A 15,321-nucleotide genomic window follows, 5' to 3' on the forward strand; every position below is an offset into this window, starting at 1 on the left:
CTTTCATTTTGGTGTGGTGCTCTCCAACAGTGGACATTGCTTTGAAACAGCGACTGATCGGTGCCATCATCCTGGTGGCACTCGCCGTAATATTCTTACCGTTGCTGGTCAACGGCCCCGCTCCTGACAGCGGTGTGGTCGATGTACCACTGAAAGCCCCCTCTGCACCCGACAACACCAAGTTCGAGACTCGAGAACTACCGTTACCTCCCACCACAAGCAATACCACGCCCATAGGGAACACACCGCTGCAACCACTGCCCAGCGCAGTAAAAGGGAGCCACGATGTTGCTGATACAGCAAACGTACTGCCACCTGCCGTAGCAGCAGGTAACTATGCGGTTAACTTTGGCGCCTACTCCAGCCCCATTGATGCTAATAAAGTGATTATGCGTCTTACGCAAGCACGGCTGCCGGGATTCAGTGAAAAGATTCAGATCAACGGGATCCCAGCTTGGCTCGTACGTATTGGGCCCTACGCTGAGCAAGCACAGGCCGAAGCAGTTCGCCTGGAGGCAATCAAGATACGCAGCGACGTTAACGCACGCGTGGTGATTTTAGACGCAAAGCTGGAAAGCCCAGTCACTAACCCCTTGGTGCCAAGTACACCTTCGCGAACTAAACCAACCACCACGGTACAAACTGAAACCTCTAAGCTACCGGTGAAACAAGTACCAAGCCCATCAAAACTCACTCAACCTCCTAGGGCTACCATCACTGCTGCCAAATCAGCCGCCTCAACGGCCAAGCCACCAGTAACACCTCCCGTAGTAGCACCGAAGGTACCAGCTGCCAGTAGCATCGGTTTCGCCGTGCAGCTAGGTGCATTCGGACGGCTCGAAGACGCTAATGTCTTGTGTGACCGAGTGCGTGCAGCTGGTTTCAGCGCCTTTGTCGAGCAAGTCAACACTGATAAAGGGTTGCTACACCGTGTCCGAGTTGGACCAGTACCTAAGCGCGAAACGGCAGATCAACTCAAAGCACAAGTCGCGGCCAAGATTGGCATTATCGGTATGGTCAGGTCACATCCCTGATTACTGTCTCTCCCTCTCCCCCCTGAAGGCACTCGCACATGAGCGGTTCCAACTCACCGCTATGGAAACTGTAACGATGATCGACCTGATCCTAGGCGTCATCATCTTAGTTTCAGCATTATTGGGATTATTACGCGGTTTTGTCAGCATTATGGTCGGTACTTCCTCCTGGCTACTGGCCAGCTGGGCGGCGTTTCAGTTCGGCGCCGCAGCTAGTCATTGGCTAGCAAGCCATCCCACACCATCAACTACTGAGACGTTCTGCGGTTATGCGTTAGTGTTCGTCGGAACTTTGATGACGGTTGGAGGAGGAGGCATGCTAATCCACGCTGGGATCGACGCAATACATTTAAACAACATAGATCGTATGTTCGGTTTTGCTTTGGGCACACTGCGCGGTGGTTTCATTGCCTGCGTACTGCTACTGCTGTTGGGTTACACTCCATTGACCCATGAGCCTGTTTGGCGTAACTCACGATTGATACCATTGCTGCAACCCGGAGTCTCATGGATGCACGCTAAGCTGCCAACGCAGCAATCGCACTTAATAAGGCCAATGATCAGTAATACGGATTTAAGCAGATTGCCAGTATCCGGTGATAATCGCTGATATCCAGTCCAAACTATGCTCTTTAGGCCAACATCGACCCATTGCAGGTGTACGCTGGAGAATACAATATCCTGCAAATTTAAAGTTCACGGCCCAGCATCCACAAACTCACAGTACAAGCTGCAGCGGAGAACACTCAATCATGTGCGGTATCCTCGGTATCGTTGGGAACCAAAATGTTGCTGGTCAACTCTATGACGGTCTGACCGTCTTGCAGCATCGTGGACAAGATGCTGCTGGCATTGCCACAGCCGCCGGCACTCGTTTGCGCGTTCAAAAGGCCAATGGTTTGGTACGCGACGTGTTCGACGAACAGCATATGGCGGTGCTTGATGGCCGTATGGGGATTGCTCATTGCCGTTATCCAACTGCTGGCTCTGAAGGTATGGACGAGGCACAGCCTTTTTACGTTAACTCACCATATGGCATCGCTTTAGCACATAATGGCAATCTGATCAATACAGAAGTACTACACCAGCAGGTGTTCGAAGCGGACAGACGTAACATCAATACCGACTCCGACAGCGAGGTGCTACTGAACGTATTTGCATACGAGTTAGATGCGCAACGTATGCTCACTCCAGAAGCGGCAATCCGTGCGGTGGCAGGAGTCCATCGCCGCTGTAAGGGTGGCTACGCAGTGGTCAGTGTGGTATTGGGACTGGGACTGGTTGCATTCCGTGATCCACACGGCATCCGTCCGTTGGTGCTTGGCAAGCGCGAACATACCGAAGGTGACGAATACATGGTCGCCTCTGAATCGGCGGCACTCGATATCCTAGGGTTTATACGTATGCGAGACGTGCGTCCGGGTGAAGCGGTGGTGATTACCGCACGTGGCGAGCTATTCTCCGAGATCTGCACCACGCCTACCAACCATGCTCCTTGCATCTTCGAGTACGTGTACTTCGCACGTCCCGATTCGATGATCGACAACATTTCAGTGCATAAGGCGCGTATGCGTATGGGTGTGAAATTAGGTGAAAAGATCCTGCGCTTGCGCCCAAATCACGATATCGACACCATCATTCCGATCCCGGACACCTCACGCGATGCAGCGTTGGAGATATCTAACGTACTCGGCGTCAAGTATCGCGAAGGTTTCGTTAAGAATCGCTACGTTGGCCGCACTTTTATCATGCCAGGGCAGGGGGAACGAGTTAAGTCCGTACGTCGTAAACTAAACCCAATTCATTTGGAATTCCGAAACCGCGTGGTGCTGTTGATCGACGATTCAATTGTTCGCGGCACCACCAGCCGCCAGATTGTCCAGATGGTACGTGATGCCGGCGCACGCAAGGTGTACTTGGCAAGTGCTGCACCACCAGTGCGTTATCCAAACGTGTATGGCATCGACATGCCAGCAGCAGATGAATTAATCGCGCATGATCGTACTGAACAGGAAATACAGTGCCTTCTTGGCTGCGACTGGTTGATTTACCAAGATTTAGAGGATCTAGAAAGCGCTGTGCGCGAGGGAAACCAAGAAATCAAGCAATTTGACTCATCGTGCTTCAATGGTAACTATATCACTGGAATTGAACGAGGCTATTTAGATCGGATCCGTCAAATACGCTCCGATGACCTCAAGCGAAAATAAGCCACTTAATATGAGCATCAACAATCAAGAGCAGCAAGAGCCTACAACGCGGACCAAATTAAACTCGAAAAAAGCATGTACTAAAAACTAATAAGCACCAAAAAAGCGGTGAACCCAGCCCCCCGGCATGGATCCACCGCAAAGGAAGTTTTATTTTATACATGGCACTCATTACTGCGATTGCAGAAAAAAGCACTGACCTTTAAAAACATGCTAAATAAGCATCATATAAATCTATATCGCAATAGAATATAGAACACAGAGATTATACGCAACTTCATGAAAGAATCAATAGTCCATCTCACCAACTCAAAACGTTAAATACACATTAACGTCCAATCATTAATTGGATCATAGTAAACCATCAGTCAGCTCATTGACGCTCTTAATTGTTTCTTTAGCAAGATCCTAACTATACGATCCATAAAGCTAAGACCGAATCATAGCTAGTCTAAAAATTCTTTTTATCTAGTAGGCAGTCTGGTCATTTAAGATGGTCGCAGAGAATGTAGGAAGAATGCCATACAACAAGTAGGAACGCCGCCATTGTTATGTGGTACGGGGCTTGAGCAAGATCTACTGGTCGATTTATTACACATAGGCACTCTCCATCTGCTGCACATTAATACGCTACCTACCCAGCTAAACTAAACTGTTAACGAGAAACTACATCTCTCTGATAAATGTTTTCAATTCCATGAAAATATCGAACAAACTCGTGGACATCTAAGGCATCCCCCCCATGTTAAATGTAGTTCCATCACTGTTGAGATTATGGACACAGGTAAGGCGCAAGGCATCCTCAATAGTGTCTAGATTCGGCAGTAGCGCTTGAGTCTCACTGAGCAGTACACGCATATGCACCCCCTGCGGCAATATCTCCTCAGACGCATCGGCAAGTAGACTATCACGTGACACCGAAATCAACTGTGGGAATGAACCTGTGAGTAAAGCAAAATACGGAAGATCAGCATGACAGCCAAGCGCCTTCATTAGGATCACTTTATTACTGTCGGCAGTCACCTCCTCATCCAGCCCGATAAAGCGAGCAAAGGAGACCAACGGTACCTTCCAACCATACCAAACAATTCTGCCAACCAACCAAGACGGAACATCAGTCAACGACTCGACTGACACACGCGACATCACCTCAGCCACCACTGCATTCGGCAATAATACTCGCTCGCTACCAGTCTGGATAAGAATTCCACGGATTTCGTCTTGGCTGATATAGCTCATTGAAGACAGTTTCCTTGCATCTCAATGTTTAGTTGGCCAACGTGCACTCAAGGCATGTGCTAACTGGGTAGGATTACCGGAAAATTGTCCATCCAGCTCCAGGAGCGACGCTGCTGCAGGATCATAACAACCGGCACTCGCCTGACCCGCGACCCAAGCACCTCGCTTGGCAAACGCTAATATATCTGGAACCAAGGCCGCGCTAGCACCACTAAGCAACAGCACCGCGCTATCCTTGGCCGATAACATTGCCACCAGGGCCGCTGGATCCTCTGAGGAGATACTGAACACCAATGCATCGTCGCCGAAGCGTATGCCCAGATCATCCCGAAGCACATAAACATGACCAGCCTGAACGCGCTGACCAGATTCAGCCAAATCAACTGGCAATGTCGAGACTCGTCCCATCTGCCGGACTAGATTACTGTATTGACCACCATCCAACCCATCCATCCGTATCAACACTGGATGTTTGAAACCAGCAGGTAATGCAGCCAGCAGACGCCGGATCGCATCCGGACCGCCGATACCAGCCAGCACTAGCACCGCACCGAATAAAGAGGATGTCGGCGCAGAGCTCAGAGCTAGACCAGGTGTGCCACAGGAGGGGTGATCAACTATGACCTCATCAATCAATTGCCAACCAAGCGTCCAAGATCCCAAAGGGGCCAATGGAGCAGCAGGCAATGGTGCCAGTACCGGTTCTATTGTTGGTAAAGCAGTCATCAATTTTTCAAGATTCGAGACCAACTCAGGGTCATCAGCTGGTACTTTCCGAGATATCTCCACGGGATCATCAACATGCGAATATTCCAGGTTCGGTGGTAAATCCATTTCAGGTCTCGCTTCAATATAAACACCTTCTGGCAATGCATTATCTTGATCTTGACCATGTAACTTCGCTACCAAATGTCGACTCCAACGTTGCGCCTCCCAACCCTGGCGACGAGCAATTAACTCGGCCTCATCAAAAATCACAGTCAAGCCAGGCTGAAGCAACACTACCTCCAGCGCCTCCAACGCCTCCTCGATAACGGGCTCAAGCGCGATCACCACAGCTTCTGGTGTGGCACCAAGCAGCATCCGTACGTCGAGAACACGAGGATCCTCCTCAAGCACAAGATCTACACCTGCTTGTATCAACACTTCACGCAAGCGCTCCCTTGCAGAGCCAGCACACCCCAGTAATGCAACGAGTTTGCCCTGGACGCTATTACTCCCGGACACGAACAACCCCTAGTAAATCATATACATTTCTCATCAGATCCAACTCTTGGTAGGGCTTCCCAAGATAGCGCTGTACACCGATCTCAAAGGCACGTTGACGATGCTTGTCACCGCTGCGGGAGGTAATCATCAGAATTGGTATGGTCTTAAAGCGATCATCAGTGCGCATAGCAGTGACTAATTCGTAACCATCCATACGTGGCATCTCGATGTCCAACAACATCAAGTCCGGGATACGTTCTTCAAGCAATTCCAGTGCTTCAACACCATCGCGAGCAAGACTAACACTGAGGTTGTGACGCTCCAGTACACGGCTAGTAACCTTACGCATGGTGAGCGAGTCATCGACCACCATCACCAACGGCATCTGGGCCTGAGTAACAGGTGCTTCTTCAACCTCCAAACGTATCGGCTGACTGAAATAACGACGCACCAACGGCGCTAAATCCAGAATGACAATCACACAACCGTCACCAGTGATAGTGGCCCCATAGATGCCTGGTACTGAAGCAATCTGCAATCCAACTGGCTTAACCACGATCTCACGGTTGCCAAGCACTTCGTCGACCGCTACAGCCACGCGCAAATCACCAGCACGCACCAGCAATAACGGCACCTGCTCGTGACGATCAGCATGCACTGCAGATTGACCAATCAGCAAACCGAGGTCATACAGTGCATATCTCTCTCCATCGTAATGGTAGCTGTCCCGATCAGATTTGTAGCGTTCATGTGCAATCCTTCCAATGCCACTGACTGAAGCCACCGGAACCGCAAAGGTGCTCTCACCAATCCGAACAAATACCGCCTGGGTGACTGCTAGCGTCTGCGGTAGACGCAGAGTGAAAGTCACTCCGTACCCGGATACTGAGTCAATGTTGACCGAGCCACCGAGCTGACACACTTCGCTACGTACCACATCCATACCCACGCCGCGACCAGCAAGCTGATTGACCTCATCATAAGTAGTGAAGCCAGAGGTGAAGATAAGTCCATCCAATTCGGCATCACTAAGATCGACATCAATCGGAATCAAACCACGCTGCTTAGCACGACGCTGAATTGCATCCCGATCCAAGCCAACCCCGTCGTCGGCAACCTTCAACACGATTTCAGAACCCTCGCGTTGCAGCTGAATCGTGATCATACCCTCATCAGCTTTTCCAGCAGCACGGCGTTGCTCAGGCAACTCAAGACCGTGTGCTACTGCATTGCGCAGCATGTGCTCTAATGGTGCGACCATACGATCTAGTACGTTACGATCAAGTTCACCATGAGTACCTTCCAGCACTAAATGCACCTGCTTGCCAGTGTCGGCTTCAGCTTGACGCACCACACGACGCAAACGCGGTACGATGCTATTGAAAGGCACCATGCGTGCACGCATCAGCCCATCCTGCAACTCTGAGTTAACTCGCGATTGTTGCTGCAGTAGGCCATCGTATTGACGTGCCAGCTCGTCGAGTACCCCCTGTAGACCGTTCAAATCAGCCGCAGATTCGTTCAACGCACGGCTGAGTTGCTGCAAAGTGGAAAAGCGATCCAACTCCAATGGATCGAAATCACGTGAAACCAAGTGTTGTTCGCGCTGGTAACGCGCCACAATCTGCGCTTCCGTTTCCAAATCCAGGCGGCGTAACTGATCACGCAGACGCGCGTTGGTACGACCCAGCTCAGACATCGCGTTCCGGAAAGCACCCAATCGCTGCTCCAACTGCGAGCGATAGATAGCAACCTCACCAGCATGGTTGACCAAACGGTCAAGAAGGTCAGCGCGTACGCGCACCTGCTCCTGCACCAAACGTTCCAGAGAACCGTCCTCGCCATGACCTTCCAACGGTATTGGCGACGACAATGGGGGCATTACACTGACAGGCGCAGGCGCATATGCGACCGAGTCAAAAACAGCATCATGAAGAGCCTGTGCTCCCTTGTCAGCGATAGCACTTGAAGCCACGTTATCCTGAACAGACGAAACATCAGTCGTCAACGAACGCCCGACAAACACAGCAAAATCTGACACGCCATGATGTGTGGTACCTTGTGTACGTGCTTTGAGCATCGTGATCAGATCGCTGGGCATCGCCACCGCACGATGTTGACGAGTATGTGTCAACATCTGATGCAAATGGTCAAAACTATACTCAAGCAGGCGCATATCATCACGACTAAGCATGATGTAATCAGCCATCACTGCTTCCAACATCGACTCAATACTATGACCCAGGTCGCCAATCGCGTTGATCCCAGCCATACGTGCTCCGCCCTTAAGCGTATGCAGGTCACGTTGTAAACCAACCAACAGCTCACGGTCCTGTGGTGCTTCATGCAGCTTCGCTAACAAATTGTCACAATGGTCAAGCAGGTCGCTACTCTCCTCAACAAAGATGTCAACCAACTCAAAAACAGGCTCATCAAAATCCAGCAGCCCCAGTTCCTCAGCAGGCGCTTGGGGGACAACTTCGGCGTTACCCGAAACAAGCGAGCGTGTGCCGGCCATCGCTGGGTCCGCTTTAGGATCATCCACTGTAGATGCAGCCACATCGTCGTATTGATACACAGCGTCCTGCGGAGGTGTATCAATCATTGGCCTCATTGGTTCGACTTCAGTACTTGATGCGTCCAACACATCCAAGTCAAAACTTGAATCGTATACATCAGTCAATACATCACTACTCAGCAACACATCATGCGTTTGCTCCGACACACTTTCAGGATGCTGTAGTTGACACTGCCTCTCCGGTATTGTTGCAACTAATTCACACAGGCATGTGACCAAAGACGCAAAAGAGGGAATTCGCGGGGATTCAGTTCGCAACGTGGCCACCGTATCGGCAATCGCTGTGGCCGTTGCCGACAATACAGCCACACCTTCAACGCTGGCTTGTTGGTTTTTAGTAATTAGACGCTTAATATAAAGTTCCGCAGACTGCATCACCTGGGTGATTTCTGGAATCTCAGTCATAGCGAACGCGCCATGCAATGTGTGTACAGCGCGCAACAGCGGCTCGTTGACAGAATGAGATTGGCCAGCAGCAGCATTTAACCAAGCGTTGATAGTATCCAAATGGGTAGCAACCTCAGCTTCAAGGATTTCACGCAGCACACTGTCCACGAAGACAGGCGCACCACCCTCGATCAGTTGAGGTGCCATGTTTGGTATGACCGATTCGCCAGCAACCCTGTCCGGCGACGCATAGAACGCATCTTCACCTGATGCAACCAGATCAATTTCCTCCTGAATTGCTTCAAGATCAGCGCTGATCGAAGCCTTACCATGCAAAGCGGCATTTATCTCTGGAAGCACCACTTCACAGGCGCGTTCGAGCAGCGCAACAACAGCCGGACTCGCTGAACGCGAACCATCAAGCACGCGGTTAAGCATGCTCTCGATCTTCCAAGCAAAATCACCCAGGATGAGCGCGCCAACCAATCGGCCACTACCCTTAAGCGTATGAAACACACGGCGGATCTGACGCAAACTATCCATGTTATCCGGTGCCTCACACCAGATCGTCAGCAGGCGACGCAGGTTACCCAGTTCTTCATCAAATTCCTCAAGGAATACATCGCGGATATCACTGTCGATTATCACCCCAACATCGTCTTTGAAACCTTCAGACAACAGCGGTGCAACAAAAGCAGACGTACCTTGGGCAACAGTCTCATCGTTTTTTAAGGGATACAGTGCCATAGCCTCACCATGCGGAGGCGGCACCAAAACAGGCGTGCATTCAACCGACAACTCCAGAGCGTTCCCCTGAGCCCCTTCGTATCTCTCAGTAACAATCGGCTGCACCAGTTCCCGCAACGATGAGCCGGGAATGTACGCACTTTCAGGCGCAACTAATTCAAGGGATTTGGCTGCAAAAACACCCATTTCATCTTCGATCAGAGTCAGTGCTGGTGGCACCTCTTTAGGTGACATAGATTTGACAGTAACAGCCGACAAAGCCAGCACATCTGTACTTTGTTGCGAACCAACGCTCTCACCATCCTTAGTAGCAAACGGCCAATAAGATAGTGACTCCAGGCTGTTACGTGTGATCTCGAGGATGTCCTCACGCCCCAGACGTCTCTCACGCAACGCTTCCAAGTAGTATTCTAAGCTGGCTATTGCATCCGCCAGAGTGTCTAGCTGACGGGCACCAGGCACACGACGCTTTGCGATTAGCTCACACTCGATATAACGGCGTACACCCTCCAGATAGCTTGCAGCCTGTGGCAACTCAAGAATTGACAACGCACCGCCAACTTCGCTGAGCAAACCGGGCACCTTCACCAAGCGCGCTTGGTCCCAATTGCTCTCGATGAAAGCAACAAAGCACTCACGGGCCGCAGCAAAGTTAGCAATCGCTTCATGCGCCAGCACATCCAACGTACGACGGGTCTCAACGTTTACCAGCGCCACATCCCCATCAGTATCTGCCCCCAAGCTAGCGACTTGGTTGTCCAAAGAAGCATCAACATGGAGCAATGCGCCAGCGATGTCTAGCAACAGCGCCTCATCAGCTTGCTCTCCAGATTCAACAATCCGCAATAGTGCATCACGCTGTTGCAGCACCAAGCTGCGAGCAATGCCCAAACCCATCATTGCCAAAGTATCAGCAACACTACTCAGCTCCACAATCTGTGTCCTTAAATCAGCGACATCGCCACCGATACGCAGATACAGATCCAACGCTTCCTTGACTCGGAGCAACTCTTCCTTCACTTCACTACCAACCGCATCCAACAGTTGGCGATTACACCCACTCAGACTGCTACGGGCATGATCAAGCTCAGCTTCAGTAGCGTTGCGCACCTCAGGATCGAAAGCAAACAACACATTCTCATTCAATCTTGGTTCGCCACGCGCAGCACGAATCTCGTTAAGCAGAGGTAGAAGAACAATTGGAATATCCCGATGGCCGTTCTGCAAGCGTTCCAAATAATCAGGCAGCAATAGAGTGCCGCGCATCAATACTGCACAGGCTTCCTCATGATCATCGACTCCATTGGCTTGCATCACCTTAGCTAGCCGTTCCATCTCCTCGGCCACCATCGCCGGAGCATACAATTCAAGCATGCGTAACGTACCCTGCACCTGATGCAGATAATCGGCACAAGAAAACATCCGGCTGGTGTCAGCAGGCTTCTCAACAAAGAACTCAATCTCCCGACGCGCCTGGCCCAAAACTTCATCCAGATCAGGCTTTATCCAACCAAGCGCAGCATGGCTCATCGCATCACGAAGTGCGTTCATGGAAGTTCACCTGCTACGTCACCACTCAAAGAACGACGCACCCACATATTCTGCTTTGATATCATGCTGCACTTCATCTGCTCATCCCTTACAAGCTGAGAAGCATTCAAGCTGGCAGTTTGAAGTTGGCTGCCGAGCGACGCAATTCAGCAGCCAACTCAGCCAAACGACCGATCGATTCAGCAGTCTTCCCGGCTCCTTGCGAGGTCTGAGCAGTGATTTGGCGAATTACACCCATCGTTTGAGTGATGTCTGTAGCAGCAGCAGCTTGTTGGTGCGCAGCAATGGAAATGTTCTTAATGAGATTGTTAAGCGCGTTGGACACGTGTTCAATCTCAATCAATGCAGTACCGGCATCTTCAGCCAAACGCGCGCCAGATACCACTTCAGCAGTAGTCTGCTCCATCGAGTTAACGGCCTCGTTAGTGTCCACTTGAATTGTTCGTACCAAACTCTCGATGCGACGGGTTGCGCCTGAGGTGCGTTCAGCCAAACGCTGCACTTCATCGGCAACGATGGCGAAACCCCTCCCTGCTTCGCCAGCCGAAGCAGCCTGTACCGCGGCATTAAGCGCCAAAATATTGGTCTGCTCGGAAATATCATTGATTAGCTCCACGATTGAACCAATCTCCTGGGACGACTCGCCCAGACGCTTGATGCGCTTTGAGGTTTCCTGGATCTGATCGCGGATTTGGTCCATGCCTTGGATAGTCTCTCGTACCACACCAGCCCCCTCTGCAGCGATCACTACAGAACGCTGCGCTACTTCGGCCGATTCTGTGGAGTTGCGTGACACCTGTTCGATGCTGGCAGCAATCTCGCTAATTCTCTCTGAGACAGTAGTGATTTGATTGGCTTGGTGACCTGCGGCCTCGGCCAAGCGCATCGCAGTGGACTGAGTCTCATTGGTCGATACCGCAACTTTAGCTGAAGTGGTATTGATCGTGGCCACCAATTGACGCAGTTCATCAACAGCGCAGTTGATCGCGTCGGCTATTGCCCCAGTCATTTCCTCGGTCACCGAAGCTTTCACGGTTAGATCACCTTCACCGATAGAAATAATTTCCTCCAGCAATCGCATAATTGCCTGCTGGTTACGGCTGTTAAATTCCACCTGAGCTTGGTAGCGTTGTTCTTGCTCGCGTGAGCGAGCAAGAACCGTACTCCAGACAAAGCCAATGATCGACACCAGCGATAGCACCCCAAATATCAGGGTTAGCCAGAAATTAGGGAAAAGGCGCATATCGCGTATCGAGCCAAATCCAAAGGTCGAAAACGCATGAAATAGTTTGTTACTGTCCTCCAATAACTTACCCGAGCCATTCACCAATGCATCGATAGAGGATTGTGCAACGAACAGCTGATGCGAGGTCGCCAGGATCGTATCAACGTCCTTTTTCATCGTCATCCACAGCGACTGCGACTTTGCCAGCGCTGCCAGCGTAGCATCATTGCGCACGGGAGAGATGCCCAGTTCCTGGTTACCGTTGCGTAAACCGTCCAGCATCCGCGTGAACATCACAGAGTCCCGCGCCAGCGCATCACCGGCTGCGACTGCTCCAGACCCGGAAGCACGCATCTCTGCCACACGCCTAGCCATAGTCCCAGCGACGACCACCTGCTGCAATGTGTTGTAGAACTGCGAGGGTGGGGCGCTACTGGCAGTCATCGCACGTACCACCTCGTTTAATTGCGCCTGAAGCTGAGGCACATTACCTACGAACCGATCAGCATTACTGGCTAAAACCAATGTTGCAGGTTCACTGGCAATCAACTGCTGTGCATTTTTACTCAGTGGTTCCCAAGTACTTTTGAGCTGAAGCAAAGCACCAGAAACCGAACTTTCATTACCATAGCGCGCCTCCAGCTCCCTGAGCGTTCCTTCAATTTTGCTTTTGATTTCCTTAAAATGAGCAAATGCCTTTGAATCTCCAGCTACCGCTTCGCGCCCCTGACTCACCAACTGCTGTGACAATACCTGCAAATTAGCCACATCAGCACTGGCTCCGGCCAGACGCCTCCCCTGCCAAGTCGCCACACCGATATTGGCGCTCAACACAATTATCGATAATAAGAGCAAACCCATCCAAAAGCTGGTACTCACGCTGCCAAGCTTTTTACTATTGCGGACACTCGGGGAGCTACTCATGTTCGACCTCAATCTAAATATGCAAGACGGGATAGCCGATCAAGCGGCAGCCTGTCTAAATTCGGGTGTCCGCGACAGCAGAGAAAGCGAAAATACGCACCAGGACTGCCCGTCAACCAAAAATACACGTTCAATAAAATGAGCATAACGCCCTTGCGCAAGATCGCCGATCTTGACCGTCTTACTCAATGAAAAACTACGCTGTCCATAGAGATCATCGATAACCAGTGCTGCATTATCCCTCCCTAAGCGCATGATTAAGACACGCTGGCCCTCCAGTAATACTGTACGTTGCCCCTCCAGAAACTGCTTGAGATCGATCACAGGCAACAGATTACCTCGCAAATTACCTACGCCCAACAACCAGGACTGAGACCCCGGCACTAATGTCACCGGAGGCATTGGCACAACCTGAACCACCTCACTAAAGTCAGAGACTAAGTGTCTGTTTCCAATGCGATAGCCAACACCGCGCCAAATATCGACCGAAAACTGCTTCTCAGGCAACTGCACGCTGTGTACGAGGCTACGCCGCTCGTAATCATCAAGAATATCGAAGGGAAAACGCATCAGATGGATAATCAGGTTAAACAGCTAATTTCAAAGGGGTAACATATCTACGAATCGCACTTAACAATTCCTCGCGTGTAAAAGGTTTGGTCAGATATTGTTCGGAACCGACCACACGGCCACGCGCCTTATCGAATAGGCCATCTTTAGAAGAAAGCATGATCACGGGCGTCGACTTAAACAAGGTATTGTTCTTGATCAACGCGCAGGTTTGATAACCATCCAGACGCGGCATCATAATATCGACAAAAATAATCTGCGACTTCTGGTCAGCAATTTTTGCTAAGGCTTCAAAGCCATCAGTAGCGGTAACCACCTCGCACCCCTCACGCTTGAGCAGTGTTTCGGCAGTACGCCTTATGGTTTTCGAGTCGTCGATGACCATCACCCTAAGACCTGCGAATTCCTTGCCACCAGCAACATTGTCAATCATTGCCAATATCCCCATGCGCACAGCGCTCTAATCTAAATACTGTGTACTGCACTGCAACCGCAAATGGTAACCCTGAATGAAAATGTGCCCGCAGTCAAGAAAAAGAACTGAAAACCGGCAAGCACTGGTCATTGCCATAGGTCATTGCCATAGAAAAAAAACGGCCCTAGCATCGCATGCATACACGGTACATGGCAAAACAGGCACACTATTGCTCTCCTAAACTCGCTAACATCGGCATCTCCGTTTCAAATCCAGGTTGACCCGTAATGCCGTTGGACGTCGTTGTTGTGATGGACCCCATCACCGGTATCAAAATCGCCAAAGACACCACCTTCGCCATGCTGCTAGAAGCACAGCGCCGCGGCCATCGTCTTCACTACGTACATCCCGGAAGCCTGAGCTTGCACGAGGGCCGTACGTTTGCACAAACCTCACCGCTAAAAGTACATGACGACAAGACAGACTGGTACACCTTAGCCGAATTCAGCGAGACCGCACTCGGCCAAGGACAAATAATCCTGATGCGCAAAGATCCTCCCGTCAATACTGAATTTATCTACGACACTCAGCTGCTCGGTATCGCCCAAGCTGCTGGCGCTCAAGTGATTAACCACCCACAGGGCCTACGCGACTTCAATGAGAAACTAGCTGCACAGCTATTCCCACAATGCTGTCCACCAACCCTGATTACCCGTGATATGAAAGCACTTAAGAGGTTTGTCCAAAAGCAGGGGCAAGCGATTCTCAAGCCACTAGATGGCATGGGAGGGCATTCGATATTCCGTAGTCATGACGGCGACCCTAACCTCAACGTGATCCTAGAAACTTTGACAGACGGTGGACGTAAGCTGGCCATAGCACAGCGCTACCTGCAACAAATTATCGACGGCGACAAGCGCATCCTACTGATCGACGGAGTACCTATAGACTATTGTTTAGCCAGAATCCCACAGGGAGACGAATTCCGCGGCAACATGGCTGCTGGAGGCCGGGGCGAGAGCCGTCCCCTCAACGAACGCGACCGTTGGATTGCCGCTCAAGTCGGACCAGAGATGCGATACCGTGGCATGCGTTTTGTCGGAATCGACGTGATCGGTGACTACTTGACTGAGATAAACGTCACAAGCCCGACCGGCTTACGTGAATTAGATGCACAGTGCGGCCTGAACATCGCTGGCCAATTGTTCGATGCAATCGAAGCTGGAGGCTGA

9 protein-coding genes and 1 pseudogene are annotated in these 15,321 nt (G+C 51.0%); 4 read left to right on the top strand and 6 right to left on the bottom strand.

Annotated features, from left to right (window positions below; all coding sequences use genetic code 11):
• Window positions 1-29: 29 nt before the first annotated feature.
• The 3 genes and pseudogenes from PLS229_RS06565 (at window position 30) to purF (ending at window position 3,244) form a co-directional block, all read left to right on the top strand.
• On the top strand, window positions 30-1,034 hold the full coding sequence (locus PLS229_RS06565; protein ID WP_038271603.1) for an SPOR domain-containing protein: 1,005 nt from the start codon (window positions 30-32) through the stop codon (window positions 1,032-1,034).
• A 76-nt stretch (window positions 1,035-1,110) separates the two neighbouring features.
• Window positions 1,111-1,638: pseudogene (locus PLS229_RS06570) on the top strand (CvpA family protein); the annotation flags it as partial.
• Window positions 1,639-1,786: 148 nt separating this feature from the next.
• Window positions 1,787-3,244 carry an amidophosphoribosyltransferase gene (purF, locus tag PLS229_RS06575; protein WP_038271601.1) on the top strand — a complete coding sequence of 486 codons (1,458 nt, stop codon included), beginning with the start codon at window positions 1,787-1,789 and terminating at the stop codon, window positions 3,242-3,244.
• Between the two features lie 726 nt (window positions 3,245-3,970).
• Here purF and PLS229_RS06580 read toward each other — a convergent pair.
• The 6 genes from PLS229_RS06580 to PLS229_RS06605 all read right to left on the bottom strand — a co-directional run bounded on the left by PLS229_RS06580 (window position 3,971) and on the right by PLS229_RS06605 (window position 14,107).
• Window positions 3,971-4,483 carry a chemotaxis protein CheW gene (locus PLS229_RS06580; RefSeq protein ID WP_051482345.1) on the bottom strand — a complete coding sequence of 171 codons (513 nt, stop codon included), beginning with the start codon at window positions 4,481-4,483 and terminating at the stop codon, window positions 3,971-3,973.
• A gap of 21 nt (window positions 4,484-4,504) precedes the next feature.
• Window positions 4,505-5,710, bottom strand: coding sequence for a chemotaxis protein CheB (locus PLS229_RS06585; protein WP_038271598.1), 1,206 nt, complete (start codon window positions 5,708-5,710; stop codon window positions 4,505-4,507).
• Entirely contained in the window at window positions 5,697-10,955 is a 5,259-nt protein-coding gene (locus PLS229_RS06590) for a hybrid sensor histidine kinase/response regulator (protein ID WP_038271596.1), read from the bottom strand. The genes PLS229_RS06585 and PLS229_RS06590 overlap by 14 nt, the downstream gene beginning before the upstream one ends.
• 106 nt (window positions 10,956-11,061) lie before the next feature.
• Window positions 11,062-13,104, bottom strand: coding sequence for a methyl-accepting chemotaxis protein (locus PLS229_RS06595; RefSeq protein WP_038271594.1), 2,043 nt, complete (start codon window positions 13,102-13,104; stop codon window positions 11,062-11,064).
• Between the two features lie 39 nt (window positions 13,105-13,143).
• Window positions 13,144-13,674 carry a chemotaxis protein CheW gene (locus PLS229_RS06600; RefSeq protein WP_038271592.1) on the bottom strand — a complete coding sequence of 177 codons (531 nt, stop codon included), beginning with the start codon at window positions 13,672-13,674 and terminating at the stop codon, window positions 13,144-13,146.
• A gap of 16 nt (window positions 13,675-13,690) precedes the next feature.
• Window positions 13,691-14,107, bottom strand: coding sequence for a response regulator (locus tag PLS229_RS06605; RefSeq protein ID WP_038271642.1), 417 nt, complete (start codon window positions 14,105-14,107; stop codon window positions 13,691-13,693).
• Window positions 14,108-14,376: 269 nt separating this feature from the next.
• Here PLS229_RS06605 and gshB point away from each other — a divergent pair, with 269 nt between their 5' ends.
• A complete protein-coding gene (gshB, locus tag PLS229_RS06610) occupies window positions 14,377-15,321 on the top strand; it encodes a glutathione synthase (protein WP_038271589.1) in 945 nt (314 codons plus the stop codon).

It is taken from the genome of Xylella taiwanensis, assembly GCF_013177435.1.
GTDB lineage: Bacteria > Pseudomonadota > Gammaproteobacteria > Xanthomonadales > Xanthomonadaceae > Xylella > Xylella taiwanensis.

What these genes read in the sequence shown, in the direction of transcription:
- purF (WP_038271601.1), top strand. Translation starts at nt 1,787, where the DNA reads ATGTGCGGTATCCTCGGTATCGTTGGGAACCAAAATGTTGCTGGTCAA.
- gshB (WP_038271589.1), top strand. Translation starts at nt 14,377, where the DNA reads ATGCCGTTGGACGTCGTTGTTGTGATGGACCCCATCACCGGTATCAAA.
- PLS229_RS06595 (WP_038271594.1), bottom strand. Translation starts at nt 13,104, where the DNA reads ATGAGTAGCTCCCCGAGTGTCCGCAATAGTAAAAAGCTTGGCAGCGTG.
- PLS229_RS06580 (WP_051482345.1), bottom strand. Translation starts at nt 4,483, where the DNA reads ATGAGCTATATCAGCCAAGACGAAATCCGTGGAATTCTTATCCAGACT.
- PLS229_RS06605 (WP_038271642.1), bottom strand. Translation starts at nt 14,107, where the DNA reads ATGATTGACAATGTTGCTGGTGGCAAGGAATTCGCAGGTCTTAGGGTG.
- PLS229_RS06590 (WP_038271596.1), bottom strand. Translation starts at nt 10,955, where the DNA reads ATGAACGCACTTCGTGATGCGATGAGCCATGCTGCGCTTGGTTGGATA.
- PLS229_RS06600 (WP_038271592.1), bottom strand. Translation starts at nt 13,674, where the DNA reads ATGCGTTTTCCCTTCGATATTCTTGATGATTACGAGCGGCGTAGCCTC.